20 protein-coding genes are annotated in these 24,638 nt (G+C 72.7%); 7 read left to right on the forward strand and 13 right to left on the reverse strand.

Annotated elements, in window-relative coordinates:
* Position 1 precedes the first annotated feature (1 nt).
* Entirely contained in the window at positions 2-3,205 is a 3,204-nt protein-coding gene (locus tag C5708_RS09225; RefSeq protein ID WP_242920270.1) for a CusA/CzcA family heavy metal efflux RND transporter, read from the forward strand.
* 61 nt (positions 3,206-3,266) lie between these two features.
* Here the strand turns inward: C5708_RS09225 and C5708_RS09230 are convergent, their stop codons facing one another.
* From C5708_RS09230 to C5708_RS09245, 4 genes are all read right to left on the reverse strand, one after another.
* The gene (locus tag C5708_RS09230) at positions 3,267-4,589 is read right to left on the reverse strand and encodes a DUF5690 family protein (RefSeq protein ID WP_242920272.1); all 1,323 of its coding nucleotides are present in this window, start codon (positions 4,587-4,589) and stop codon (positions 3,267-3,269) included.
* Positions 4,586-5,410 (reverse strand): phosphonoacetaldehyde hydrolase, encoded by an 825-nt coding sequence (gene phnX, locus C5708_RS09235; protein WP_242920274.1) that lies wholly within the window; start codon positions 5,408-5,410, stop codon positions 4,586-4,588. Before phnX ends, C5708_RS09230 begins: the two co-directional genes overlap by 4 nt.
* Positions 5,407-6,549: a TIGR03364 family FAD-dependent oxidoreductase gene (locus tag C5708_RS09240; RefSeq protein ID WP_242920276.1), complete on the reverse strand. Its 1,143-nt coding sequence runs from the start codon at positions 6,547-6,549 to the stop codon at positions 5,407-5,409. Before C5708_RS09240 ends, phnX begins: the two co-directional genes overlap by 4 nt.
* A gap of 104 nt (positions 6,550-6,653) precedes the next feature.
* Positions 6,654-9,098: a TonB-dependent receptor gene (locus C5708_RS09245; RefSeq protein WP_242920278.1), complete on the reverse strand. Its 2,445-nt coding sequence runs from the start codon at positions 9,096-9,098 to the stop codon at positions 6,654-6,656.
* Between the two features lie 171 nt (positions 9,099-9,269).
* Between C5708_RS09245 and C5708_RS09250 the strand changes: the two genes are divergently transcribed.
* Positions 9,270-10,163 (forward strand): LysR substrate-binding domain-containing protein, encoded by an 894-nt coding sequence (locus C5708_RS09250; RefSeq protein ID WP_242920280.1) that lies wholly within the window; start codon positions 9,270-9,272, stop codon positions 10,161-10,163.
* Positions 10,164-10,166: 3 nt separating this feature from the next.
* Here C5708_RS09250 and C5708_RS09255 read toward each other — a convergent pair whose 3' ends face one another.
* From C5708_RS09255 to C5708_RS09280, 6 genes are all read right to left on the reverse strand, one after another.
* Positions 10,167-11,144 carry a tartrate-resistant acid phosphatase type 5 family protein gene (locus C5708_RS09255; RefSeq protein WP_242920282.1) on the reverse strand — a complete coding sequence of 326 codons (978 nt, stop codon included), beginning with the start codon at positions 11,142-11,144 and terminating at the stop codon, positions 10,167-10,169.
* 20 nt (positions 11,145-11,164) lie between these two features.
* Positions 11,165-14,014 carry a TonB-dependent receptor gene (locus tag C5708_RS09260; protein WP_242920284.1) on the reverse strand — a complete coding sequence of 950 codons (2,850 nt, stop codon included), beginning with the start codon at positions 14,012-14,014 and terminating at the stop codon, positions 11,165-11,167.
* A 74-nt stretch (positions 14,015-14,088) separates the two neighbouring features.
* The gene (locus C5708_RS09265) at positions 14,089-15,051 is read right to left on the reverse strand and encodes a FecR domain-containing protein (protein WP_347567008.1); all 963 of its coding nucleotides are present in this window, start codon (positions 15,049-15,051) and stop codon (positions 14,089-14,091) included.
* Entirely contained in the window at positions 15,051-15,632 is a 582-nt protein-coding gene (locus C5708_RS09270) for a sigma-70 family RNA polymerase sigma factor (RefSeq protein WP_242920288.1), read from the reverse strand. Before C5708_RS09270 ends, C5708_RS09265 begins: the two co-directional genes overlap by 1 nt.
* A 104-nt stretch (positions 15,633-15,736) precedes the next feature.
* Positions 15,737-17,209 carry a HAMP domain-containing sensor histidine kinase gene (locus C5708_RS09275; protein WP_242920290.1) on the reverse strand — a complete coding sequence of 491 codons (1,473 nt, stop codon included), beginning with the start codon at positions 17,207-17,209 and terminating at the stop codon, positions 15,737-15,739.
* A gap of 10 nt (positions 17,210-17,219) precedes the next feature.
* Entirely contained in the window at positions 17,220-17,936 is a 717-nt protein-coding gene (locus C5708_RS09280) for a response regulator transcription factor (RefSeq protein ID WP_242920292.1), read from the reverse strand.
* Between the two features lie 275 nt (positions 17,937-18,211).
* Here C5708_RS09280 and C5708_RS09285 point away from each other — a divergent pair, with 275 nt between their 5' ends.
* Positions 18,212-19,636 carry a metallophosphoesterase gene (locus C5708_RS09285; RefSeq protein WP_242920293.1) on the forward strand — a complete coding sequence of 475 codons (1,425 nt, stop codon included), beginning with the start codon at positions 18,212-18,214 and terminating at the stop codon, positions 19,634-19,636.
* A 13-nt stretch (positions 19,637-19,649) separates the two neighbouring features.
* On the opposite strand, the gene C5708_RS09290 is transcribed toward C5708_RS09285, so the two are convergent.
* Together C5708_RS09290 and C5708_RS09295 are read right to left on the reverse strand one after the other, a co-directional pair.
* Positions 19,650-20,291, reverse strand: coding sequence for an NrsF family protein (locus C5708_RS09290; protein ID WP_242920295.1), 642 nt, complete (start codon positions 20,289-20,291; stop codon positions 19,650-19,652).
* Entirely contained in the window at positions 20,281-20,814 is a 534-nt protein-coding gene (locus C5708_RS09295) for a sigma-70 family RNA polymerase sigma factor (protein WP_347567009.1), read from the reverse strand. The genes C5708_RS09290 and C5708_RS09295 overlap by 11 nt, the downstream gene beginning before the upstream one ends.
* Positions 20,815-20,990: 176 nt before the next feature.
* Here C5708_RS09295 and C5708_RS09300 point away from each other — a divergent pair, with 176 nt between their 5' ends.
* Genes C5708_RS09300 through C5708_RS09315 form a run of 4 tightly spaced genes read left to right on the forward strand, consistent with a single transcriptional unit; the run spans position 20,991 to position 23,359 of the window.
* Positions 20,991-21,287 (forward strand): DUF2282 domain-containing protein, encoded by a 297-nt coding sequence (locus tag C5708_RS09300; protein ID WP_242920297.1) that lies wholly within the window; start codon positions 20,991-20,993, stop codon positions 21,285-21,287.
* A gap of 14 nt (positions 21,288-21,301) precedes the next feature.
* Positions 21,302-22,141: a DUF692 domain-containing protein gene (locus C5708_RS09305; RefSeq protein ID WP_242920299.1), complete on the forward strand. Its 840-nt coding sequence runs from the start codon at positions 21,302-21,304 to the stop codon at positions 22,139-22,141.
* The gene (locus tag C5708_RS09310; protein WP_242920301.1) at positions 22,134-22,901 is read left to right on the forward strand and encodes a putative DNA-binding domain-containing protein; all 768 of its coding nucleotides are present in this window, start codon (positions 22,134-22,136) and stop codon (positions 22,899-22,901) included. Before C5708_RS09305 ends, C5708_RS09310 begins: the two co-directional genes overlap by 8 nt.
* Entirely contained in the window at positions 22,898-23,359 is a 462-nt protein-coding gene (locus C5708_RS09315; protein ID WP_242920303.1) for a DoxX family protein, read from the forward strand. The genes C5708_RS09310 and C5708_RS09315 overlap by 4 nt, the downstream gene beginning before the upstream one ends.
* Before the next feature lie 19 nt (positions 23,360-23,378).
* Here the strand turns inward: C5708_RS09315 and C5708_RS09320 are convergent, their stop codons facing one another.
* The gene (locus C5708_RS09320; protein ID WP_242920305.1) at positions 23,379-24,638 is read right to left on the reverse strand and encodes an aminotransferase class V-fold PLP-dependent enzyme; all 1,260 of its coding nucleotides are present in this window, start codon (positions 24,636-24,638) and stop codon (positions 23,379-23,381) included.

The following is a 24,638-nucleotide window of genomic DNA, read 5'->3' on the forward strand; positions in this document are numbered from 1 at the left end:
CATGATCGCCAAGCTCATGGCCCTGTCGGTCCGCGCCCGCTGGACCGTCGCCGTCGTCGTCCTGCTGATCGGCGCTTTCGGGGCGTGGCAGCTCAGCCGGCTGCCCATCGACGCCGTGCCCGACATCACCAACAAGCAGGTGCAGATCAACACCACCGATCCCAGCCTGTCCCCGGTCGAGATCGAGAAGCGGGTGACCTTCCCCATCGAGACCGCCCTGGCCGGCATTCCCGGCCTGGAGACCACCCGCTCGCTGTCGCGCAACGGGTTCTCGCAGGTCACCGCCGTGTTCAAGGACCGGACCGACCTCTACTTCGCCCGCCAGCAGGTCAGCGAGCGGCTGGCCCAGGCCCGCGACACCCTGCCGGACGGGGTGCAGCCTCGCATCGGCCCGGTGACCACCGGGCTGGGCGAGGTGTTCATGTACGCGGTCGACTTCGCGCCCAGGACCGCCGGCCAGATCCGCGACGGCCGGCCCGGCTGGCAGCCGGACGGCGCCTTCCTGACCCCCGAGGGCGAGCGCCTGACCGACGACGTGGCGCGGGCGGCCTATCTGCGCACCGTGCAGGACTGGATCATCCGGCCGCAGCTTCGCACGGTGGCCGGGGTCGCCGGCGTCGATTCCATCGGCGGCTTCGAGAAACAGTACGTGGTCGAGCCCGATCCGGTGAAGCTGCGGGCCTACGGCGTCTCCTACTCGGAACTGGCCAAGGCGCTGGAGGCGGCCAACCTGTCGGTGGGCGCCAACTTCCTCGACCGGGGCGGCGAAGCCTTCCTGGTGCGGGCCGACGCCCGCATCCGCAACGCCGTCGACATCGCCGACGCCATCATCGCCGTGCGCGGCGGCGCGCCGGTGGCGGTCAAGGATGTGGCCGCCGTGCGGCTGGGCGGCGACCTGCGCACCGGGGCGGCCAGCCTGAACGGCCGCGAGGTGGTGGTCGGCACCGTGCTGATGCTGATCGGCGAGAACAGCCGCACCGTGGCCAAGGCGGCGGGCGAGCGGCTGGGGGTGGTGGAGAAGTCGCTGCCGCCGGGGATCAAGGTCATCCCCACCCTCGACCGCTCCAAGCTGGTCAACGCCACGGTGGCCACCGTGCAGCGGAACCTGGCCGAAGGCGCCCTGCTGACGGCGGCGGCGCTGTTCCTGCTGCTCGGCAACGTCCGGGCGGCGCTGATCGCCGTTCTGGTCATCCCCTTCTCGTTCCTGATGATGGCCATCGGCATGAACGGCCTGGGCGTTTCGGGCAACCTGATGAGCCTGGGCGCCCTCGACTTCGGCCTCATCGTCGACGGGGCGGTGATCCTGATCGAGAACTGCCTGCGCCGGCTGGCCGAACGTCAGCATGCGGAGGGCCGCCTCCTCGACCTGCGCGAACGGCTGGAGGAGACCACCCGGGCGGCGCAGGAGATGATCAGGCCCACCGTGTACGGACAGGCGATCATCTTCCTGGTGTTCGCGCCGCTGCTGACCTTCACCGGCGTCGAGGGCAAGACGTTCTCGCCGATGGCCATCGCCCTGATGCTGGCTCTGGGCGCGGCCTTCGCGCTGTCGCTGACCTTCGTGCCGGCCATGGTCGCCCTGCTGATCCGGGGCGAGATCGCCGAGAAGGAGGTGTGGCTGATCGAGCGCTTCAAGACCGCCTATCGCCCGCTGCTGGAGCGGGCGGTGGCGCGGCCCTGGCCGTTCATCGGCGCGGGCGTCGGCGTGTTCCTGGCGGCGGCGGCGGTGTTCTCGCTGCTCGGCCGCGAGTTCATCCCCCAGCTCGATGAGAAGAACCTGGCCCTGGCCTCGCAGCGCATCCCCTCGACCTCGCTGGAGCAGTCCCTGGCCATGCAGAAGCGGCTGGAGGCCGGCATATCGTCGCTGCCCGAGGTGGCGATGATGTTCTCGAAGACCGGCACGGCCGAGGTGGCCACCGACCCGATGCCCGCCAACCTGTCCGACGGCTTCGTGATCCTCAAGCCGAAGTCGGAATGGCCGAAGGAGGCCAGGAGCAAGGCCGAGGTCGTCAAGCGCGTCGAGGCCCGGGCCGGCGCCGAGATCGGCCAGGGGTACGAGCTGAGCCAACCGATCCAGCTGCGCTTCAACGAGCTGATCGCCGGGGTGCGGGGCGACGTGGCCATCAAGCTCTATGGCGACGACCTCGACCGCATGACGGCGGCGGCGGAGCGGATCGCCGCCGCCCTCCAGGCCACGCGCGGCGCGGCCGACGTCCGCGTCGAGCAGACCGGCGGCTCGCCGACCCTGGACGTGCGGCTGGATCGGGCCGCCATCGCCCGTTTCGGCCTGACCGTCGAGGAGGTGGCCGACACGGTGGCCGCCGCCATGGGCGGACGCGAGGCCGGCCTGGTGTTCGAGGGCGACCGCCGCTTCCCGGTGATGGTGCGCACCGCCCAGGCGGCGCGCGACGACCTGGACGCCCTGGCCGCCCTGCCGGTGATGCTGCCCGAGGTCGAGGGCCGCCCTCGCGCTTCGATCCCGCTCAGCCAGGTGGCGCAGTTCCGCTTCGCCGAGGGGCTGAACCAGATCAGCCGCGAGAACGGCAAGCGGCGGGTGGTGATCCAGGCCAACGTGCGCGGCCGCGACGTCGGCTCGTTCGTCGCCGAAGCCCGTCCCAAGGTCGAGGCCCTGGCCCTGCCGTCCGGCTCCTGGCTGGAATGGGGCGGGCAGTTCGAGAACCTCAAGGCGGCGGGGAACCGTCTCGCCCTGGTCACGCCGATCTGCTTCGCCGCCATCTTCGCCCTGCTGTTCCTGGCCCTGGGCGGCGTGCGGCGTTCGGCGGCGGTGTTCGCCACGGCTCCCCTGTGCCTGGCGGGCGGGGTGTTCGCCCTGGCCCTGACCGGCATCGCCTTCTCGGTCTCGGCGGCGGTGGGCTTCATCTGCCTGTCGGGGGTGGCGGTGCTCAACGGCCTGGTGGTGATGAGCAGCATCGGCAAGCGGCTCGAGGACGGCGCCGACCTCGCCGCCGCCATCGTCGAGGGCGCCTATGAGCGGGTGCGGCCGGTGATCATGACCGGCCTCGTGCCGGCCGCCGGCTTCGTGCCCATGGCGCTGGCCAGCGGCACGGGGGCGGAGGTGCAAAAGCCCCTGGCCGTCGTGGTCATCGGCGGCCTGATCGGCGCGACGGCCCTGACCCTGCTGGTGCTGCCGGCGATCGCCCGGGTGATGCTGGGGCTGGGACGGCGCAAGCCCGCCCCGGTCTGACGGACGGCGGCGTCCGCGCCCTGGAAGCGAGGTTCGGACGCCGCTCGGCCGCCGGTCGCGGTCAGCCGCTCCGCAGCGCGCCGCGCCTGTGGAAGTAGACGGCGGCCAGGCCGGTCGCCACCAGGCCGATCAGGCAGGTGGCGTAGGCGGCGAGGCCGAGGAACCGGCTCCATTCCAGGTCCAGGCGGCCGAAGTTGCGCAGCAGCAGCAGGCCGACGCTGCCGACATAGCCGCTGGCGTCGGCGACATAGATCAGGAAGCCGGCGGTGCCCACCGACCCGCTGGCCGCGATCAGCCGGTCGAACAGCAGGCCGTTGAAGGGCGTGTAGGCCATGTAGAGCCCCGCCCCCAGGGCGATCATCCAGCCGATCGGCCCCAGCGCGCCCAGCCGCCAGGCCAGGGTCGCGGCCCCGACCAGCGCAAGGCCGCCAGCGACGAAGGTCAGGTTCCAGCCGAAGGCCCGGCCGTTGTCGCGCACGCGCATCAGCACGGCCATGGCGCTGAGCACCACCGCCGCCACCGGCAGCTCGGACCAGGTGAACATGCCGGCCTCGCTGGAGAAGCCCAGCTCGGCCCAGATCTCGGCGGCGAAGTTGTCGCGGAAGTCGCGCAGCGCGGTCAGGAAGACGTAGACCGCCACCAGCGCGATCAGGCCAGGCGCGTAGCGGCGGAACAGGTCCATCCGCTGGCGGGCCCCCATCGGCGCGCGGCGGGCGCGGGCCGCCTCGTCCGCCGCGTCGGGCGGCGGCAGCTGGGCCAGGGCCAGGGTCGAGATCAGCAGCAGCGGCGTGAACAGCAGGCCGGTCGCCGCCGGCATCCAGGCCTCGCTGACCCAGCCGTGCAGCAGCAGGGTCTTGCCGGCCGACTTCACCACGCCCGAAGCCACGATGAAGCTGGCGCAGAGCATGGCGCCCAGCACCTCGGACAGCCGCCGCCCCTCGAAGAAGCCGAACACCAGCCCCCAGATCATGCCCAGGCAGAGGCCGTTGGCGAACAGCGTCGCCACCGCCAGGGTCGACGGCAGCACGGCGAAGGCGGCCAGGGCCGCCTCGGACAGGCCGATCAGCAGCAGGATGGCCAGGGCCCGGTGCTGGGGCCGGGTCTCCGACACCACCTTGACGCCGATGATCTTGGACAGGGCGTAGCCGGCGACCTGGGCGATGACCAGGGCGATCTTGAAGTCGATGGCGAACGGCCAGCCCGCCACCCCGGCGTAGGCCGCCGCCGCGAAGGGCTTGCGGAAGGCGTACATCGAGAAATAGGCGCCGAACCCGGCCAGGCCGCCGTACAGGGCGAAGACGAAGGGCGGCGCGGTCCGCAGCCAGCGCGTGACGGCGCCCTCGCGCCGGCCGCCGCCCGCGATCGAGGCTTCGGCGACGGTCACGCCGCGTCCCCGGCGCCCGGCGTCTCGCCGGCGGCGATGCGGCGGGAGATCGCCGCCAGCACCGGCCCAAGCTCGGCGACGCTGGCCACCACATAGTCGGCGCCGGCCGCCCGCAGCTGGGCCGTCGCCGCATCGACCAGGGCCGCCCGCTCGGCCGGCTCCAGCGCCGTGAGCGCGTCGAGGTCCAGCCCGACCCCGTTGCCGGACGCGGCGACCCCGACGGTCCAGGCCCCGGCGGCGCGGCCCTCGCCGATGCCGACCGGCGCGTCGTCGACCTTGACGCAGGCCGAGGCCGGCCAGGCGCCCAGCTCGACCAGCGCCTTCCACATCATCAGCGGCGAAGGGCGCCCCTCGGCGGTCTCGCCGGCGCAGACCACGACGTCGGGCGCATAGCCCTGAGCCGCCGCCGCCGGCAGGATGTCGGTCATCATCGGCCGGGTGTAGCCGGTGGTGGAGCCCAGCTTGACGCCCCTGGCCCGCAGTTCGGCCGCCAGCGCCGCCGCGCCGGGAATCAGCGCGGCGCAGTCGCGGGCGGAGGCGCGCATCATCGGCTCGACCGCGTCGTGCAGGGCGGAGACGTCGGCCTCGCCAGGCTCGGCCCCGCGCGCCGCGCGCCAGGCCTCGGCCACGCGGGGGACGGCCAGGAGGGCGCGGATATGGTCGCGCTTGGCCTTGCCCATGTCGACGCGGGCCTCGGCCTCGGTGACGGCGACGCCGGCGTCCTGGAACACCCGCAGCAGGGCGACCACGGGCGCGCGGCAGCCGTGGTCGATGACGGTGCCCGCCCAGTCGAGCACCACGGCCTTGATCGCTTCGCTCACGCCGCTTCTCCCATCCGCACGCCATAGAGATCGCCGACCACCTCCTCGGCCAGCCCGAAGGCGGTCGAGGCGCCGGTGCCGCTGGTGACGGTGACCAGCCGCACGCCCTCGGCGGGGGCGCGCACCAGGTTGTGGCCGGCGGCCGAGGCGTAGGTGCCGGTCCACCGCTCGATCACCGGCGGCGGCGCACAGCCGAACGTCGCGGCGAATTCGTCGAGGATCAGCCGTTCCACCGCCTCGGAAGCGAAGGGGTCGGGCGTGGCGGCGTAGTGATGGCTGTCGCCGACCACCAGGCTGCCGTCGGCGCTCTGCACCACGATCAGGTGGACGCCCTCGGCCAGCCAGGCCCCCTGCTCGGCCTCCAGCCGGGTGCGGAGGGCGGCGGCGGGCGGCAGGGCGGCGTAGCCCAGATAGCGAACGAGGCTGAGGTCGGACATCACCGCCGCCGGCAGACGCCATCCCGGCGCGGCCAGGCGCATCATCTGCAGCTTGCAGCGGGTCAGGCTGGCGTCGGCCATCTCGGCGGGGAACAGGGTGGTCAGGTCGTCGCCGGGGCAGACCACGACGGCCTCGGCGCGCACGACGCCCTGCGAGGTCTCGACACGGCCGGTCTCGACTGCATGCACGGCGACGCCGCGCCGGATGGCCACGCCATGGACGGCCTCCAGCCAGCCGGCGAGCCGGGGCACGGCGGTGCGCGATTCCACCCGCAGGTCGACGTCGCTGAACAGCGCCCCCTCCAGCTCGGCCGGACGGACCGGGCCAAGACGCTCGGCCGCCGCCGCCGCGTCCAGCCACACGCAGCCTTCGGCCATCTCGGTCTCGGCGAAGGCCTCCAGCACGGCGCGGGCCTCGGTCCGGCGGGCGACCATGGCCAGGCCGCGCTGCTCGATGGCGATCCCGGCCGGGCCGGCGATCTCGGCCCAGACGTCGCGCGAACGGCGGGCGCGGCTCCACACCGGACCGCGCTCCTGGCCGGTGACGGTGATGAAGCCGAAGTTGCGCACCGAGGCGCCGTTGGCCTGGGCGTCGCGGTCAAGGACGACGACGCGCTTGCCCAGCCGCGCCGCCGCCAGGGCGTGGGCCAGGCCGACGATCCCGGCGCCGATCACGGCGAGATCGAAAAACTCTTCCGACAAGGGACGATCCCTTTGGTTCGATCCGGCGACGGCCGGCGTTCAGCAGTTGCGGGACGGGATCGGCCGCGCGGTCGAGGGGACGCCGCGCGGCCGATGGCGGCGACCTAGAAGCTGACGCTCAGGGTCGCCGAGACGGTGCGCGGCGCGCCGCGGGTGTAGAGCTGCGTGAACTCGTCCAGCATGCCGCCGATATACTGCTCGTCGAACAGATTGGTGACATTGAGCTGGAGATCCGCGTAGCGGCCGCCGTCCAGGGGCAGGCGATAGCCGGCGTTCAGATCGACCACCGTGTAGGCGGGCATGTAGAGCTTGGGCGTGTTGGGCGCGTCGCCGGCCGTCTTGCCGGTGTACTTGCCGCGCACGCCGATGCGGAAGTTGTCGCGGTGATAGTCCGCGCCCAGCGAGACCAGCGTGGTGGGGGCGCCGGGCACGTCGTTGCCCTTGGCCACCGCCAGGTCGGTGCCGGCGTTGGCCGTGCCGCCCAGGAAGGTCTGCTGGTAGGTCGAGCTGTTGAAGGTCAGGGCCGCCGACAGGTCGAGGTTCGGCGTCGCCGCGTAGCTGGCGCTGGCCTCGACGCCCTTGGAGGCGATGCCCTTGCCGGTGTTGGCGTAGGCGCCCGAGGTGCCGGCCGTGTAGTTGATGCCGCCCGAGCTGCCGCCCGGCCCGCCGGTGATGAAGTCGGCCGAGTAGAACGTGATCGCGTGCTCGTAGTTGATGTAATAGGCGGTCAGCTGCGCGGCGAGACGGCGGTCGCGATAGCGCACGCCGATCTCGTAGTCCGTCGCCACCGAGGACTTGAGCTTGGAGGTGTCGGTCTGGGTCTTCTCCAGAGCCCAGTCGCCGACCGCGCCGTAGTTCTGCGACACGCCGCCGAACACCTGGACGCCGTTGTCGAGGCTGTAGACGCCGCCCAGGCTGAACAGCGGATCGGAGTCGGCGTTGAGGCCGGTGCGCAGCGGCGAGACCGACTTGCCGTAGGCGTCCCAGCCCTCGGTCTCGCCGGTGATGTCGATCATGTATTTCTGGACGCCGGCGGTGACCGTCAGGGCGCCGAGATTGACGGTGTCCTGGGCGTACACCTTCCACTGGTCGGTGGTGAAGTGCTGCATGAAGTCCAGCAGCTGCGGGCCGGTGTAGTAGGCCGGCCCCTTGCGGACGTCGATGATCTGGCGCCAGGCGCGGCCGAAGTCGCGGTCGAGCCGCTCGTACCAGACGCCCGCCTCGACCTTGTTGATCCCGAGGTCGAAGCTGGCCTTGGAAGTGAAGCCGTAGCGGTCGTGGCCGTAGATGCTGGTGCGGTAGGTCTGGGCGGGAACGCAGGCCGCGTTCACCGAGCCGTCGCCGTTGTAGCAGAAGGCGGCGCGGACCTGGGTCCCGTCGATGTCGGTGTAGTCCAGGCCCTTGACCACCGGGCGCTGGCGGCCGGTCGGATCGACCCAGTCGTAATAGGCCTTCTTGCGCATCGCCCCCGGCGCGGTGCCGCCGGCGATGGTGCGGGTCAGGGTCGGATCGAGGGCGATCTGCTGGTACGGCGGCGCCCAGTCGCCCTGGCCCTTCTGGTGGTGCCAGTAGGGCGAGACCTCGACGCTGACGCGGTCGCTGAACTTGTAGGCGAACTTCAGGTAGCCGAAGGTGTTGTCGCGGTGCGCCGACCAGGCGTGCGCCCAGTTTTCGTCGACGCCCGCCGGCACGCCGGTCCAGGCGATGGACGAGCCGTCGCCGACATTGGTCGAATCCAGCAGGGCGCGCGGCGCCTCGATCAGCGGGTCGTCGACCGCTTCGTCGTAGGACAGCCGGCCGGTGACCGTCAGCTTGCCCAGCTCGGTGACGAACTTGGCCTCGGCGTGCCACTCGTCGGCGCCGCTGCCGTCGCTGCAGCCGTAGACCCAGCGGCAGGCGGTGAAGCGGGCCCCGCCGACATAGGCGCGGGTGGTGCCGCCCAGGATGCGGCCGGTGTCGTAGACGCCGGCGTAGCGGCGCATGTCGTTGTCGCCGGCGCTGATCGAGACCAGGCCCCCGGCCGTCTCCTTGGGCTGGCGGGTGACGTAGGCGATGGTGCCGCCCAGGGCCGAGGCCGAGGCCGACGAGACGCCGGTGGTGCCCTGGTCGACCTGGATGCGGTCGACGATCTCGGACATCAGGTACTTCTGCGCCGGCGCGCCGCCCAGATAGTACGAGGCGTTGTAGGCCGGCATGTCGTCGATGGTCTGGCCGATCTTGGACGAGCGCAGGTTGACGTCGAAGCCGCGGATGTTGATCCCGTAGGTCCACGGGTCGGCGTTGAAGGCGTCGGAGCCGCGGATGGAAACGCCCGCCACGTCGCGGATGGCGTTGACGACGTTCATCGCCGCGCCCTGGGCGGCGACCGCGTCATGGGTGACGATGGCGTTGCCCCGGGCCACCGAGGCCGAGGTGACGACGATCTCGTCGACGGTCTGGGCGTCGCTGGCCGCCGCGTCCGCGGCCCGGGCCGTCCCCGCCGACATCGCCGCGGCCAGCGCCGCCGCGGCCGCCCCGCAGCACAAAAGCCCCCGCAGTTCGGGTTTCATCTTTATCCCCATGCATCCGGTTTCGCGGACGATCCCCGCCGTCCGTCGGCGGCTTCTTCGTCCAGGCCGGGGCGCCAAGGCCAAGCCTTTGCTTGTATGGGGGTCATAGGCGCCGCCTATGGGCCGACGTCATCGCCGCGTCACAGGCCGGCCTTAGAAAGGACGGCCGACATGGCCGCCAACTACCAGCACCTGCGCGCTTTCCACGCCATCGCCCTCGAAGGCAGCGTCACCCGGGCCGCCCGCCGGCTCAACGTCGCCCAGCCGACCCTGTCGCAGCAGCTCAAGGCCCTGGAGGCGCGCCACGGCGTCCAGCTGTTCGAAAGCCGCAAGTCGCCGCTGACCCTGTCGCTGGCCGGCCGCGACCTGCTCGCCCTGACCGAGCGGCTGTTCGCCGCCGCCTCCGAGGTCGACGAGATGCTGGGCGAGGCGGCGGGCCTCAGCGGCGGCTCGCTGCGGCTGGGCTCGGATTCGCCGCCCTACGCCGCCCGGGTCGTCGACCGCTTCCGCAAGCGCAATCCGCAGATCGCGATCCAGGTGCGGATGGGCAACGCCCGCGACGTGATCCGCTGGCTGGCCGAGGCCCAGATCGACGCCGCCATCGCCAGCGACCCGCCGGGCGACGGCATGTTCACCTATGACCCGCTGTACGAGGATAAGCTGTGGGTCGCCCTGCCGCTGGCCCACCCCCTCAGCGCCCACGAGACCGTGCCGATCGCGGCGCTGTCGGCCGAAACCCTGTTGCAGCGCGAGGTCAGCTCCAAGACCCGGGCCTTCACCGAACAGGCCCTGGACGCGGCCGGCGTCGAGCCGGCGGCCTGCCTGGAGTTGCAGACCCGCGAGACCATCCGCGAGGGCGTCGCCCTCGGCCTTGGGGTCAGCGTGTTCTTCTCGTCGGAATGCCCGCCCGACAGCCGGATCGCCTATCGGCAGCTGGAGACCGCCGGTCGGGAGTTCCACCTGCACGGCTATCTGGTCTGCCTGCGCGAGCGCCGCCGCAGCGCCCTGATGCGGGCGCTGCGGTCGGTCGCCGCCGACATCCACGAAAGCCGCGCCGCCGCCTGAGGATCAGGCGGCCCGCGCCCCGGCCCGGACGGGGATGGCGGCCTTGTAGACGCTCGCGCCGAGATGGTCGCGGAACTCGACCTCCAGCGCCTCCGGGGTCAGGCGATAGACCGAGAAGCCCGAGCGCGACAGGCAGAAGCGCGTGCCCTGCACCGCCTTCACCGGGCGCACCTCCGAGCCGGCCCCGGTGCAGATGTAGTCGACGCCGTCGCGCTGGATGTGCTGCAGGTCGTGGTCGTGGCCGCAGACATAGGCCTGGACGCCGCGCCGCTCGAGGATCGGCTTGAGCTGGGCCTTCAGCTCGGCGGTGTCGCCGTGGCCGGAGCCGCCCGAGAACACCGTGTGGTGGCCGAAGACCAGCTTCCACGGCGCCGACGAGCGGGCCAGCTCGGCGTCGAGCCAGGCCAGCTGCGCCGCCGGGTCCTGGGCCAGGACGTTGCGCTTGATGTTGGTCTCGACCTTGCTGCGGTAGCTCTGCACCAGGGGCGAGGTGTCGATGAAGAACAGGTCGACGAAGGGCGCGCCGACCTCGGCTCCGGCGACCTTGTAGTAGCGGGCCGGCATCTTCCAGCGCGGGCTGACGCGGGCGTAGTCGAGCTGGGCCTGCGGCTCGCCGCGATAGTCGTGGTTGCCCAGGGCGACGAACCACGGCGCCTGCAGCGACGGGGCGGTGTAGATGTCTTCGAAGCTGGTCTTCCACTGCGGGTCGTCGACCGAGCGCACGCCGTCGTCGTAGAAGTTGTCGCCCACCGACGCCGTGAAACGCGCGCCGACGGCGGCGGCGGCCTCGCCCATCCGCGCGGCCACGTCGCGCTGGTGCTCGGCCCCGTCGCGGCCCCAGTCGCCGACGGCCAGGAAGGTCAGCGCCTCGCCGGCGCCGGGCGCGGCCGCGAGCGCCCCTCCGGCGAGCAGCGGCGTCGCGGCCAGGCCGCCGGCGGCGGCCAGGACCGTCCGGCGGGACGGGGTTCGGGTGTCGGTCATGATGTCGCGCTCCCTTGGGTTCAGAATTTCAGCTGCACGCCGCCGCGCAGCGCCCAGCCGTACTGCTCGTTCTCGACCAGCCGGCGCTGATCGCCGATCCAGCGCCGCCATGGCTCGTTGTTGAGGTTCGAGCCTTCGACAAACACCTGCAGCCGCGACGTCACCGCATAGCTGGCCTGGGCGTCGAGCTGGCCGAAGTCGGCGGTGTAGACGTCGAGGTCGCGGTTGGCTCCGATGGTGTCGAGGAAGTGCGAGCGGTAGGAATAGGCCAGCCGCGCGCTGAAGCCGTACTTTTCATAGAAAGGCTGGGCGCTGGCCACCCGCTTCGACGTGTTGGCCAGCGGCGCCGAGTCCGTGCGGCCCGGCACGCCCGTGGCCTTGGAGTCGATGAAGGTCATGTTGGCCGACACCCCCAGGCCGTCGAACGGCGAGGGCAGGAAGCCGAGCTGCGCCTGGGCGTTCAGCTCCAGCCCCATCACCTCGGCGTGGTCGGCGTTGGTCGGGCTGGTCACCACCGCCTGGGCCAGGGTCTGGCCGGCGAACACGCCGTTCTGGACGATCCGTTGCTGGCTGTAGATCGGATCGTCGATGCGCTTGTAGAACACCCCGGCGGAAAGCAGGCCTTGGAACGGCAGGTAGTATTCGACGGCGGCGTCGAGGTTGGCGGCCTTCAGCGGCTTGAGGCCGGGATTGCCCATCGACACCGTGCCGGCGGCCGTGTCGATCGTCACGTAGGGGGCCAGGTCGGCGTAGTTCGGCCGCCCGATGGCGGTGGTCGCCGCCGCGCGGAGCACCAGCCGGTCGTTGACGTCGAAGCGCAGGTTCACGCCGGGAAACAGGTTGGTGTAGTCGCGCTCGCCGCGCAGGTTGAACCCCGGGTCGGCGGCGGTGGCGGCGGTGACCAGCTTGGCCTTGTAGTCGCCTTCCGTGCGCTCGACCCGCACGCCGGGGATCACCGTCAGGCGGCCGACGTGCGCCTCGGCCATGACATAGGCCGCGTAGATGCGTTCGGAGACGTCGTAGTCCGACGACAGGCTGTCGCCGATCGACTTGGGGTCCAGCTTGAACTGCGACGGGTTGGCGGAGAAGAACGCCTCGGCGGCGGCGGTGTCGACGCGCGGGCCGAAGCGGTAGCGCCCGCCGTAGATCGACGGCTCGCCCAGGAACGAGGCGGCCGCCAGGGTCAGGGTCGAGCCGGAATAGTTGTAGGTGGCCGATTCCTGGTCGTTGGTCTTGTGGCGGTCGAGCAGCTTCGCCCCGACCTTCAGCGTCATGCGCTCGCCGACGCCGGCCAGCGGCAGGCTGTAGTCGACCCGGCCCTGCCAGACCGTCTCCTCGGCGCGGCGATGGGCGTGGCTGATGCTCTTGGCGGTGAACTTGGACGGGTCGTAGGCCGCGTCGGCGGGCGAAACCAGGAACAGGGTCGAGCCCAGGTCGTAGGTCCCGGCGAAGCCGGCCTTGGGGCCCGAAAACTGCCATTCGTCGCGGCGCGGGTCTTCCTTGACGGCGTTGGCGTAGCCGGCCTCGGCGCTCAGTTCGCCGCGCGGCAGCTCGAAGCGGCCGCCGACGGTCAGGTTCCTGGTGGCGTCCTCCTCCTTGCGGTTGCGGACGTAGCGGGTGGCGACGCCGCCGGTGAAGGCGCCGGTCGTCGCGGTCTGGTTCGAGAAGGCCGAGGCGGTCTTGACCGGGAGCGCGAAGCGGAACTGGTCGCGCACCTCGCTGTCGCTGAAGGTGTCGTACACCGCGCGCAGGTAGAGGCTGGTCCTGTCCGAGGGCCGCCAGTCGAGATTGGCGACGACGCCCGAGCGTTCGCGGGTCAGGTTGTAGTCGCGCAGGCGAAAGTCGTCGGGGACGACCCGGCCGTTGACCGGCGCCCAGTTCGACGAGCCCTGGACGTTCTGCGACTGGATCGGGCGCTTGGAATAGTTCAGGGCCAGCACGGCGCCGAACTGGTCCTGGCCGCCGAAACGGGTCCCGGCGGTGACGTCGCCCTCATAGGGGTTCTTGCCGTTCAGGTCGTAGTAGCCGTAGGCCGCCCGGGCGTTGACGAAGGGCGTGCGGCGGTCGAAGGCCGACAAGGTCTTGATCTCCACCTCGCCGGCGATGGCGTTGGCGTCGAGGTCGGGGGTCAGGGTCTTGACCACCTTGACCGAGCCGATCAGGGCCGAGGGCACGTCGTCCAGCTTGACCTGCCGGCCGGCCGGTTCGGGCGCCGGGGCGGTCTGGCCGTTCATGGTCACGTTGGCCAGGTTGGGGTCGACGCCGCGGATCAGCACGTAGCGGCCCTCGCCCTGGTCGTTGGCGGCGCTGACGCCGGGCAGACGGCGCACGGCCTCGGCGACGTTCTGGTCGGGCAGCTTGCCGACGTCGTCGGCGTAGAGGGCCTCGACGAAGTTGTCGGCCCGCTTCTTGGCGGCCAGCGCCTTGCGGTCGGCGTCGCGGCGGCCGGTGACCACCAGTTCGGCCAGCTCCTGCTCGTCGTCGGCCGTCCCGCGGGCGGCGGCGTGGCGGGCGGCGGCCTCGGCCGCCTTGGCGGCCGGCGAGACCAGGATCGAGCGCGGATCGCTGAGGTCCGCCGCCAGCCCCGAACCGGCCAGCACCGCGTCGAGCGCCTGGGAGACGGTGTAGGCGCCGTCGAGCCGGGGCGCCTGGCGGCCCTGCACCAGTTCGGGCCGGAAGATGATGGTGCGGTCGAAGCGCCGCGCCACGTCCTTGAGCGACTGGCCGAGCGCCTGCTGCGGCAGGCTGAGGCGCATCTGGCGGCCCGCCGCCTGGGCCTGGGCGGGACGGTCGGCGGCGATCGCGCCGGCGCCTCCCGCCATGACCAACATCACCGCCGCCGATGCGCAGAGCGCCTGTTTGACTTGCATAGGAACCATCCCCCGAAAGGTCACGTCAGGTTCGACGGGCGGGGCTCGCGGCTGTGCGCGGGGTCATAAAAATTTCACGGCTCCAGGCGGATCTGCAGCGGGTCGGCGATCACCGCGCGCCAACCCTCCACCGCCGCCACGCCGCGGGCGAAGGTGGTCGGGTCGCGAGGGTCGTAGACGCCGCTGATGCGGGCGCGGCCCATGGCCGGATCGGCCAGGACGATGCGCACCCGCGAATAGCGCGCCAGCTCGGCCACCGCCGCGTCCAGCGGCGCGTCCTCCAGGTCGATGCGGCCGCTGCGCCAGGCGAGGTCCCGCCCGAGCTCGGCCCGGGCGAACCGCGCTCCGACGGCGTCGCGCGCCAGGGTCAGCTTGTCGCCCTGGACCAGGCGGCGCGGCGGCCCGCCGCGCACGGCCACGTCGACCGCTCCCTGCGAGACCGTGACCGACGAGGCCTCGTCGAGCCTGAGCACGTCGAAGGCCGTGCCGACGTCGCGGACGTCGAGGTCGCCCGCCGCCACCGTGAAGGGGCGCAACAGGCCGTGCCGGACGGTGAAGTGCGCCTCGCCCTTGACCAGCCGCACCGTGCGGCGGAGCGGCGTGTAGGCCACCTCCAGCACGCTGTCGGTGTTGACCTCGGCGGTCGAGCCGTCCGGCAGCCCCACGGTGCTGGTCTGTCCCACCGCCGTCTGGATGCGGAAGCGCGCCCCGGCCGAGGGGGCGACCACCGCCGCCGCCGACACGGCCGCGACGACGACGACCGCCGCCGCCGCGGCGACCATCGGCCGCGCCGGGCCCCTGCGACGCCGGGCGACGCCGGGCCGCAGCCCGGCCAGGGCGGCGGCGCGCATCTCGACGATCTGCGGGTCGTCGGCGATGTCCGACAGCGCGTCGTCGACCAGGGCGCGCGCGTGCTCGAAGGCGGCGCGGTTGTCGCCCTGCGCGAGCCAATGCTCGAACGCCCTCGCCTCGTCGGCGGTCAACGGACCTTCACGAAGACGCGCCAGCCACGACGCTTCCTGCCCATGCATATTCATTAAGACGTTCCAGAAGCCCGATCGTGCGCGGGGTCGGCGTCGGGATCGGGAAGTCGCAGCAAAGCCTCGATGGCGACGGCCATGCGGCGGCGGATCTCGGCGACCGTCACGCCCAGCTGGGCGGAAAGCTGCCGGTAGGAATAGCCCTCGAAGCGGTTGAGCAGGAAGACGCGGCGCACCTCGGGATCGAGGCCGCGCAGGACCGCCGCCACCTGGGCGCTGCGCCGCCGCGCCGCCGTCGCCCGTTCCGGGTCGACCGGCGCGTCGATGACGCTGGCGTCCATCAGGTCCTGAGCCGGCAGGGCCGCCCTGACCTTCAGCATGCGGTGGCGGTCGCGCAGCACGTTCGAGGCGACGGTGAACAGGAAGGCCTCGGGGTTGTCGGCGGCGGCGAAGCCGGCGCTGGACAGGATGCGGACGAACACGTCCTGGGCCAGTTCCTCGGCCTCGGCGGTCGAGGCGCCCCGCTTGCGGAAATACTGGATCAGCGCCGGCCGGTAACGGAGATAGACCCGCTCGAACAGGCCCGGGCCGCCGGCGTCGGATGGCGCCGTCGCGCCGGATCGCCTGCCTTCCGCCACCCGCAGTTCGCCTCTCCCGCCGCGCCGCCCCCAGGGACGCGAGGGCTAGCTAGCCGCGCGGCGCGACAGTTTGACGACGAGGCAGGCCTCGGGGAGACGCCGGGTCAGGCGCCTTCGGGGCGAGGCGAGGCGGCCCGGGGCGGAGCGGGGAAGACGAGTTCGACCCGCAGGCCCGGCCCGGCGTCGCCCAGGCCGAGGGTCGCGCCATGGCGGCGGGCGATGGCGGCGATGATCGGCAGGCCGAGGCCCGAGCCGGGGCCCGAACGGCTGGGGTCGAGGCGCCGGAAACGTTGCAGGACGACGTCGTGATCCTTGGGCGCGATGCCCTCGCCGCCATCCTCGACCCGCAGCGCCGCCGCACCGTCGCGCGCCTCCACCGTCAGGCGGACCGGGGTTCCCGCCGGCGTATGGCGCATGACGTTCTCCAGCAGGTTGGAGATGGCCTGGGCCAGCAACTGGGTGTCGCCGGCCACCGGCGCCGGCGACAGGCGAAGGTCGAACCGCCGCCCCTCGGCCTCCAGGTCGGGGCGGTAGGCCTCGCCGACCTGCGAGGCGATGTCGGCGAGGTCGGCGACCACCGGGCCGGCCATGCCGCGGCCGTTCTCGATCTCGGCGAGACGCAGCATGGAATCGAAGGTGCGCAGGATTTCCTCGATATCGGCGTCGATGCGCTCCACCGAGGCCAGCAGCTCGGGATTCCCGGACGAGGCGCGCCGCAGCCGGTCGAGCCGCTGGCGCACGCGGGTCAGCGGCGTGCGCAGGTCGTGGGCGATGTCGGTCGAGACCTGCCGCACCTGCCCGACCAACGCGCCGATCTCCTCAAGCATGACGTTGAAGGCGCCGCCCAGCTCGTCGACGTCGTCGCGCGGGGCGCCGGACCGCACCGCCACCCGCACGTCGAGCCGGCCCAGCGACACCTGATGGGCGGCCGCGACCACCGCCGCCACCCGTCGCCAGACCCCGCGCGCGAAGGCGTAGGACGCCAGCAGGCAGAGGGCGACGCCGAGCACGCCGCACAGGGCCAGCGTCCGGCGCACGGCGGCGAGCTGGCGCGCCTCGGAGGCGAGGTCCTGGCCCACCGACATCTGCGAGCCGTCCGGCAGGGGTTCGGAATAGACCAGGAACTCGCGGCTGCGGCCGTCGGCGTTGCGGTCGCGGACCTTGGACCAGCCTTCGGCGGCCGGCACCGGCGGCAGGCGGCCCGCGCGCAAGGTCCCGTCCGGGCCGACCAGCCGGTACTCGAAGCCCCGCCACAGGCGCGAGCGCTTGTTGACCGTATAGGGCAGGTGGTCCGAGCCCTTGATGACGAACTCGTCCTGCAGCGACACCGCCTCGCCCAGCACCCGCTCCTGCACCGCGCGCTGGTCGATCAGGCGCACCGCCACCTGGGCGACGCCGCCGGCGACGGCGAAGGCGATGATCACCGCCACCGCCTGGACCAGGGCCAGCCGCACGCCGGTGCGCGCCACCAGGCGGCTGGCGAGCCAGGCCCTCAGCGCCGCCAGCCGGCGGACGACGGCGGCGAAGTCGATGCGCCGGCGGCCGGCGTCGTCGAGGACGGGAAGCAGCAGCGCCATCGTCCGCGCCTCAGACCGCGCCGACCACGTAGCCGGCCCCGCGGACCGTGACGATCAGCGGCGGGCCGCCGTCCTGGTCGATCTTGGCGCGCAGGCGGCTGATGTGGGTCTCGACGATGTTGGTGCGCGGGTCGAAATGGAAGCCCCAGACCTTCTCTAGCAGCATGGCCCGCGTCACCACCCGCCCGGCGTTGAGCATGAGGAATTCGAGCAGCTTGTACTCCAGCGGCAACACCTCGATCCGGCGGCCGGCCCGTGTCACCGTGCGCGACAGCCGGTCGACCTCCAGGTCGTCGACCTGAAGGCTGGTGCGCTCATAGGCCGGCGCGGCGGGGCGGCGGGCCAGCGCCCCGACCCGCGCCGCCAGCTCCGCCGACGAGAACGGCTTGACCAGATAGTCGTCGCCGCCGCCTTCCAGGCCAGCGACGCGGTCGGCGATCGAGCCCATGGCGGTCAGGAACAGCACCGGCGTCTGCACCCGCCGGGCGCGCAGCTCCCCGACCAGGGACAGGCCGTCGCGCCGGGGCAGCATGCGGTCGACGATGATGACGTCGTGTTCGCCGCGCGAGGCCCGTTCCAGGCCGTCTTCGCCGTCGACGGCGGCGTCGACGATCCAGCCGGCCTCCCTCAGGCTTTCCGAGACGTGGGCCGTGGTCTCCGCCTCGTCCTCGATCAGCAGGACCCGCTGGCTGGACGCCGCGCCGCGCCCGGGTTCGTACGCCGTCATCGCCGTCTCGCGATCATGATGGGAGGCGCGAAGTTATCGCCGCCCGGAATTCTCAGGGCAACTACGCCATATATTGAGAAATCTCAATGTTTCCGCGCGACGCCTCAGCGTCGCGACTGGAAAGGCCCTTCCCCGCCCGGGCCAAAGACTTCCGAAGATTGACACAAATCTGTTATAAAACCCACGCCAATCCTTTACTTGAGCCTTCGCCGCCACAATGGATAGCCAGCGAAGACCGTCTTCGACCGAAAGCGGCGCGCCCGCCAGGAGCCTCCATGCCCAGTCCCCTCAGCACGCTCCGCCGACTGTGGCCTCTGGCCCTGCTGGCCGTCGCCGCGCCCTCCGCCCATGCCGAGAGCGCCGGCGAAGGCGCCGCCTATGTCGTGCTGGGCGCGGGCGGAACGCCCCAGGCCCGGCTGGTCGTCGCCGCCGACGCCTGCCCTTCGATCATGATCGACGGCCGGAAGCGTCCGATGCATGTGCGCGCCAGGGCCGCGACCCTGCCGCTGCGCCCCACCGCCTCGACGCCCGAGAATTCCAAGCCGTCCGTCTTCCCCCTGCTCACCTGCGAGGCCGCCGTACCGCGCGGCGCGCGGCGCGCGGCCGTCCAGGGCCGGCCGCTGCCCCTGCCGCCCCGGCGGATCGACCGCATCGTGGTGATCGGCGACACCGGCTGCCGGATCAAGGCCAGCGACGCCGCCTTCCAGGCCTGCAACGACCCGGCGCGCTACCCGTTCGCCGCCGTCGCCGCCCGGGCCGCGGCCTGGAAGCCCGACCTCGTGCTCCATGTCGGCGACTACCTCTACCGCGAGAACCCCTGCCCCGCCGACCAGCCGGGCTGCGCCGGCTCGCCCTGGGGCTATGGCTGGGACGCCTGGCGCGCCGACTTCTTCGCGCCCGCCGCGCCGCTGCTGGCGGCCGCGCCCTGGGTGGTGGTGCGCGGCAATCACGAGAACTGCGCCCGCGCCGGCCAGGGCTGGCGGCGGCTGCTCGCCCCGGGGCCGCTGCGCCCCGCCGACGACTGCGTCGATCCCGCCCGGGACGCGGCCGGCGACTACACCGCGCCCTACGCCGTGCCGCTGGGCGGCGGAGCCCAGGTGGTGGTCACCGACCTGGCCATCGCCGGCGCCAAGCCGACCTTGCCGGACGATCCCCGCTACGCCCAGTTCGAGCACGCCTACGCCCGGCTGGACGCCCTGTCGCGGCGGGCGCGCTTCACCTTCGCCGCCGACCACAGGCCGATCCTCGGCCTCGCCGCGACGGCGGACAAGCACGGCGGCGTCAAGCTGCACGGCGGAACCCCGGGCATAGCCTCGGTGTTCGCCGCCGGCGGTCGCCCCCTGCTGCCGCCCAAGGTCGACGTGCTGCTGGCCGGCCATGTCCATGTCTGGGAGCAGGTCAGCTTCTCCAGCGACCATCCCAGCCAGTTCATCGCCGGCTTCTCGGGCACGCAGGAGGACACCGTCCCCTTGCCCGAGACGCCGCCCGCCGACGCCGCTCCGGCGCCGGGCGCGGTGATCGAGCATTTCAGCTCGTGGGTCGACGGCTTCGGCTACATGACGCTGGAGCGGGCGGGCGAGCGCCGCTGGCGCGTGACGGTCTGGGACGTGGCGGGCCGCCCGGTCAACCACTGCTCCATCGTCGGGCGGCGGTCGAGCTGCGAGGTCCGCCAGCCCCGGTCCCAGCCGCCGGGCGGCTGAGCCCCGCGCCCGTTCACCAGCGCAGGACGCGCGGGCCCGCCAGGGCGCCGAGGGCGACGGTCAGCAGCACCCCCAGGGTGTACCAGGTGGCCACGAAGGCGGCGGTGTGCTCGGGACAGTGCAGGCCGTAGACGGTGGCGGCGACGCCGCCGGAGAACAGGCCGGCCGCCGCCCCGGCCAGGGCCAGCCGCGTCGGCGCGAGACCGCGCACGAACCAAAGGGTCAGGGCCAGCATCGGCAGGGACAGAACGAGGATGTTGCGCGGGCAGACGGTCCAGGACCCGCCCAGCCACATCTGCGCCCGCCCTGCGGCCTCGGCGGCGAACAGCTGCCAGGCCGCCGGCGCGGCCAGGGCCGCCACCGCCAGCACGGCGAGGACCAGCCCCCGCCGCGGCGAGCCGGCCGGCCGGGCCAGGCGCTCGATCGCCAGGAATCCGGCGACGCCGAGCGCGGCGGTGTAGGCCGCCTTGACCCAGAAGAACGCCCCGGCGGCGGCTTCGCTGATGTCGGGCCGCACCCGCAGCCAGGCCACCACCAGGACCAGGGCGGCCAGCGCCCCGAAGCCGGCCGCCGCGATCAGGCGCGCGGGGATGGCCGCCGACGGGGTCGGCGGCAGGTCGGCGCTGAGGCGGTCGATGAGGTCGTCAGTCTTCAAGGTCGCGCGCCCTCGCGGTCAGCAGCTTCATGGCCCGGTGCAGGCTGACCTTGGCCGCCCCCGGCGACAGGCCGCCCCGCGCCCCGGCCTCGGCCAGGCTCAGCCCCTCGATCTTGACGTCCATGACCAGCCGGCGCTGGCGCTCGGGCAGGACGTCCAGCATGCGGGCGAGGTCGGGCGCGGCCGTCGCGTCGCGCGGATCGGCGAACAGCAGCTCGGCCGCCTCCTCGACCGGCACGTGGACGCGCACCCGCTGGCGGCGATAGTGGTCGATCAGCTTGTAGCGCGCCACGGCGTGCGCCCAGGCCGTGAACGGCTGGGCCCGGTCGTAGGTGGCGCGGCGCGTATGAACGGCGAGCAGGCAGTCCTGCACCAGATCCTCCACTTCGGCCTCGACATGGAGCCGCCGGGCGAAATAGCCCCTGAGCATGCGGGAAAGCTGGGACAGCAGTTCGCGGTATGCGGCCGCGTCGCCGTCGAGCCCGCGCAGCATCAGGGCCTTCAGACGGGCTTCGAGCTCCACGCCTCTCCCCTGCTAGTTCGCGCGCCGGGACCGATGGTTACATGCCGCAGCCGGCGGCGTGAAGCCGAGGCCTCACGATCGCGTGTAACCTTTCGCCGCGCCCCTTCGAACTAGCCTGCAACCGAGCCCGGTCCGCTGAGGCGGCCGGCCGGTCCAACCGCTGGAAGGAGACCGCAATGAACCGCACTGGAACCGCCCTGAGCGCCGCCGCCGTCCTGGCCCTGGTCGGGGGCGCCGCCCTCGCCGCCGAGCCGATGACGGGCGACGCCATGGCCAAGGCCAAGCCCGCCGTCGAGAAATGCTACGGCGTCGCCCTGGCCGGCAAGAACGACTGCAAGGCCGGCGCCGGCACCACCTGCGCCGGGAGCGCCAAGGCCGACTATCAGGGCCAGTACTTCAAGGAAGTGGCCAAGGGCTCCTGCACCTCGATCAAGACGCCCAAGGGCCACGGCTCCCTGACCCCCGTCGCCTGAGCCGGACACGGACGATGAACCACGGACCGACCGCCGGGCTAAGCCTCAAGCCGGAGCACTACGCCGACGCGCTGGCCCGCCGGGCGGACGGTCTGTGGTTCGAAGTCCATCCCGAGAACTATATGAGCCTGGGCGGACCCCGGCTCGCCTGGCTCGAAGCCGTCCGCCGGGAGCATCCGCTGTCGCTGCACGGCGTCGGCATGTCCCTGGCGGCGGACGAGCCGCCCGACGCAGGCCACCTGGCGGCCCTGCGCCGGCTGGTCGACCGCTTCGAGCCCTTCGTCGTCTCCGAGCACCTGGCGTGGTCGACGCGGCGGGGGGCTTACCATCCCGACCTGCTGCCGTTCCCGCGCAGCCGGGCGGCCCTGGACCGGGTCGCCGACAACGTCTCGCGGATGCAGGACGCCCTGGGCCGGCCGGTGCTGATCGAGAACCCCGCCCTCTATGTCGCCCTCGACGGCCACGACTTCGACGAGGTCGGGTTCCTGACCGCCCTGCACCGGCGCACGGGTTGCGGCCTGCTGGTCGACGTCAACAACGTCCATGTCGGCGCCGCCAACCTCGGCTACGACCCGGCCGCCTATCTGGCCGCCCTGCCGGCGGCGGCCATCGGCGAAATCCATCTCGCCGGCCACGCCCTGGACGCGGGCGGGCGGCTGTTGATCGACAGCCACGACGCCCCGGTGGCCGAGCCGGTGTGGGCCCTGCTGGACGACCTGCTGGCGCGGATCGGCCCGCGCCCCGTGCTGATCGAACGCGACGACGCCCTGCCGCCCTTCGAGACGCTGATGGTCGAGCGCGAGCGTGCCGCCGCAGCCCTGGCCGCAGCCGCCGAGGCGCCCGTCGATGCGTGACCTTTCCGCCTTCCAGGACGCCTTCGAGCGCGCCCTCGACGGGGACGAGCGCGGCCTCGCCCCCTGGCTGGCCGGCGGGCCGGCGGACGCCGAGGGCCTGAAGGTCTATCGCAACACCGTGGCCAAGGGCCGCCTGGACGCCCTGGCCGCCAATTTCCCCGCCGCCGCCGCCGCCGACCCGGCCGGCTTCGCCGCCCTCGCCCTGACCCACGGCCGCGAGCGCCCGCCCGCCCGGCCGTCCCTGATGCTGTACGGCGAGGACTTCCCCGACCGGCTGGCCGCCGCCGGGGAGACGGCGCTGGCCGACCTGGCCCGTCTCGACCGGCTGTGGCTTGAGGCGCTGTTCGCCGCCGACGCCCCCGCCGCCAGCGGCGGCGATTTCGCCGCCCTGTCGCCCGAGGACTTCGCCGGGACGGTCGCCCCGCCCCATCCCGGCGTCCGCTTCGCCTGGTTCGGCGGCGACGTCGTCGCGCGCTGGCGGCGGCTGCGCGGCGCGGCGACCGCGATCTCATCGGAAGACGAAGCCGGCGGCGTGTTGTTCGTGCGCATCGACGGCGACATCGAAAGCCTGGCGCTGGACCGCGCCGGTTTCGCCTTCCTGGACGCCTGCCGGTCGGGCGTCCCGCTGGGCGCCGCCGCCGAGGCCGCCCTCGCCGCCGCGCCGCGGGCCGACCTCCAGACCGTCTTCGCGCGGCTGATCACCGCTGGCGCCTTCGCCGCCCTCGACCGTCCCCCTCCCGCCAAAGGCCCACGCCCATGACCGATCTCGCCGCCGAGAGGCGCCCCGCCCTCGCCCCCTTCGACGCCTTCGCCCGCCTCGCCGCCCGGCTGACGCCCGACTGGCTCCTGGCCCTGACCATCCGCCTGGGCGTCGCCGGCGTGTTCTTCATGTCCGGCCGCAGCAAGGTCGACGGCTTCCTGCACGTCACCGACGGGACCTACGCCCTGTTCGCCGACGAGTACCACCTGCCGCTGATCCCGCCGATGATCGCCGCGCACCTGGCCGCCTACGCCGAGCACCTGTTCTCGATCCTGCTCGTGCTCGGCCTGTTCACGCGGCTGTCGGCCCTGGCCTTCCTGGGCATGACCGCCGTGATCGAGATCTTCGTCTATCCGGACGCCTGGCCCACGCACCTGAGCTGGGCGGGACTGCTGCTCTATCTGATCGGGCGCGGCGGCGGCGCGTTCAGCCTCGACCGCCGGCTGGGGCTTGCCTGATCCGGCCCGCCGGTCCCGTTCAGAGCGCCTTGAGGGCGGCGGCCAGCCGGTCGACGTCGTCGGCGCTGGTGAAGATGGCCGGGGTCACGCGCACGCAGGCGCCGCTGGCCAGCCCGGCGCGATGGACGGTGAACACGCCGAAGCGGTCGAACAGCTCGCGCGCCAGGGCCTGGTTGTCGGCGTCGGAGACGCGGCCCTTGCGGCGGAAGGCGGTGATGCCGCAGCTCAGCCGGGGATCGGCGGGGGTGAGGATTTCGTAGCGCCCCAGGGCCAGGGCCGGCTCGACCCAACGGGCGCGCAGGGCGCGCAGCCGCGCCTCGACCGCCGGGCCGCCTATCGCCTCGCGGAAATCGAGGGCGTCGGGAACCGCCAGGAAGGCGGCCATGTTGGTGGTGCCCGAATGGACGCGGGCGCTGACGTCGTCGGCGCCGAGCGCCTCGCTTCCCATGAACGGGTCGATGTCGCCCACGCGGCCCCGGCGGATGTACATCACCCCGACGCCGAGCGGGGCGCCGATCCACTTGTGGCCGTTGAGCCCGACGAAATCGAGGCCGAGGTCGCCGAGCCGGAAATCCATCTGCCCCCAGGCATGGGCGGCGTCGACGACGGCGTCGACCCCGCGCGCCCTGGCCATGGCGGCGATCTCCTTGACCGGCAGGACGAGGCCGGTGCGGTGGCTGACCTGGGTGAGCAGGATCAGCCGCACGCGGGGATCGGCCTTCAGGGCGGCCTCGTAGGCGTCGATCAGGCCCTGGTGGCTGGCCGGCTCCGGCAGCGCGATGCGGACGACGTCGACGCCCCGGCGCGCCTTCAACCAGCCCATCGCCGACTGCATGCTGTCATAGTCGAGATCGGCGAACAGCACGGCGTCGCCCGCCCGCAGGCGGTTATAGCCGCCGATCAGCGCCTGCAGCGCCTCGGTGGCCCCGCGGGTGAAGGCGATCTCGTCCGCCTCGACGCCCAGCATGGCGGCGACCCGGGCGCGGACCTTGGCGAGGTCGCCGCCGAACTGGCGGCGGCTGTAGAACGAGGTCCGGCGGTTGACCATGTCCAAGTGCTGTTCATAAGCGGCCATCACCGGCCGCGCGGCCATGCCCCAGTTGCCGTTCTCGAGCTGGACGAAATCGCGCGGCGCGTCGAACTGGGCCGCGACCTTGGCCCAGTAGGCCTCGTCCCGCGCGACCGCCGAAGGGGCCGCGCCGGCGGGTGCGGCCCCGACCGCCCCCGCCGCGACTCCCGCCGCCGCCAGCACGCCCCGCCGCGTCAACGCCTCGCTCAT

The organism is Caulobacter sp. CCUG 60055, from assembly GCF_022750545.1.
Lineage (GTDB): Bacteria > Pseudomonadota > Alphaproteobacteria > Caulobacterales > Caulobacteraceae > PUIC01.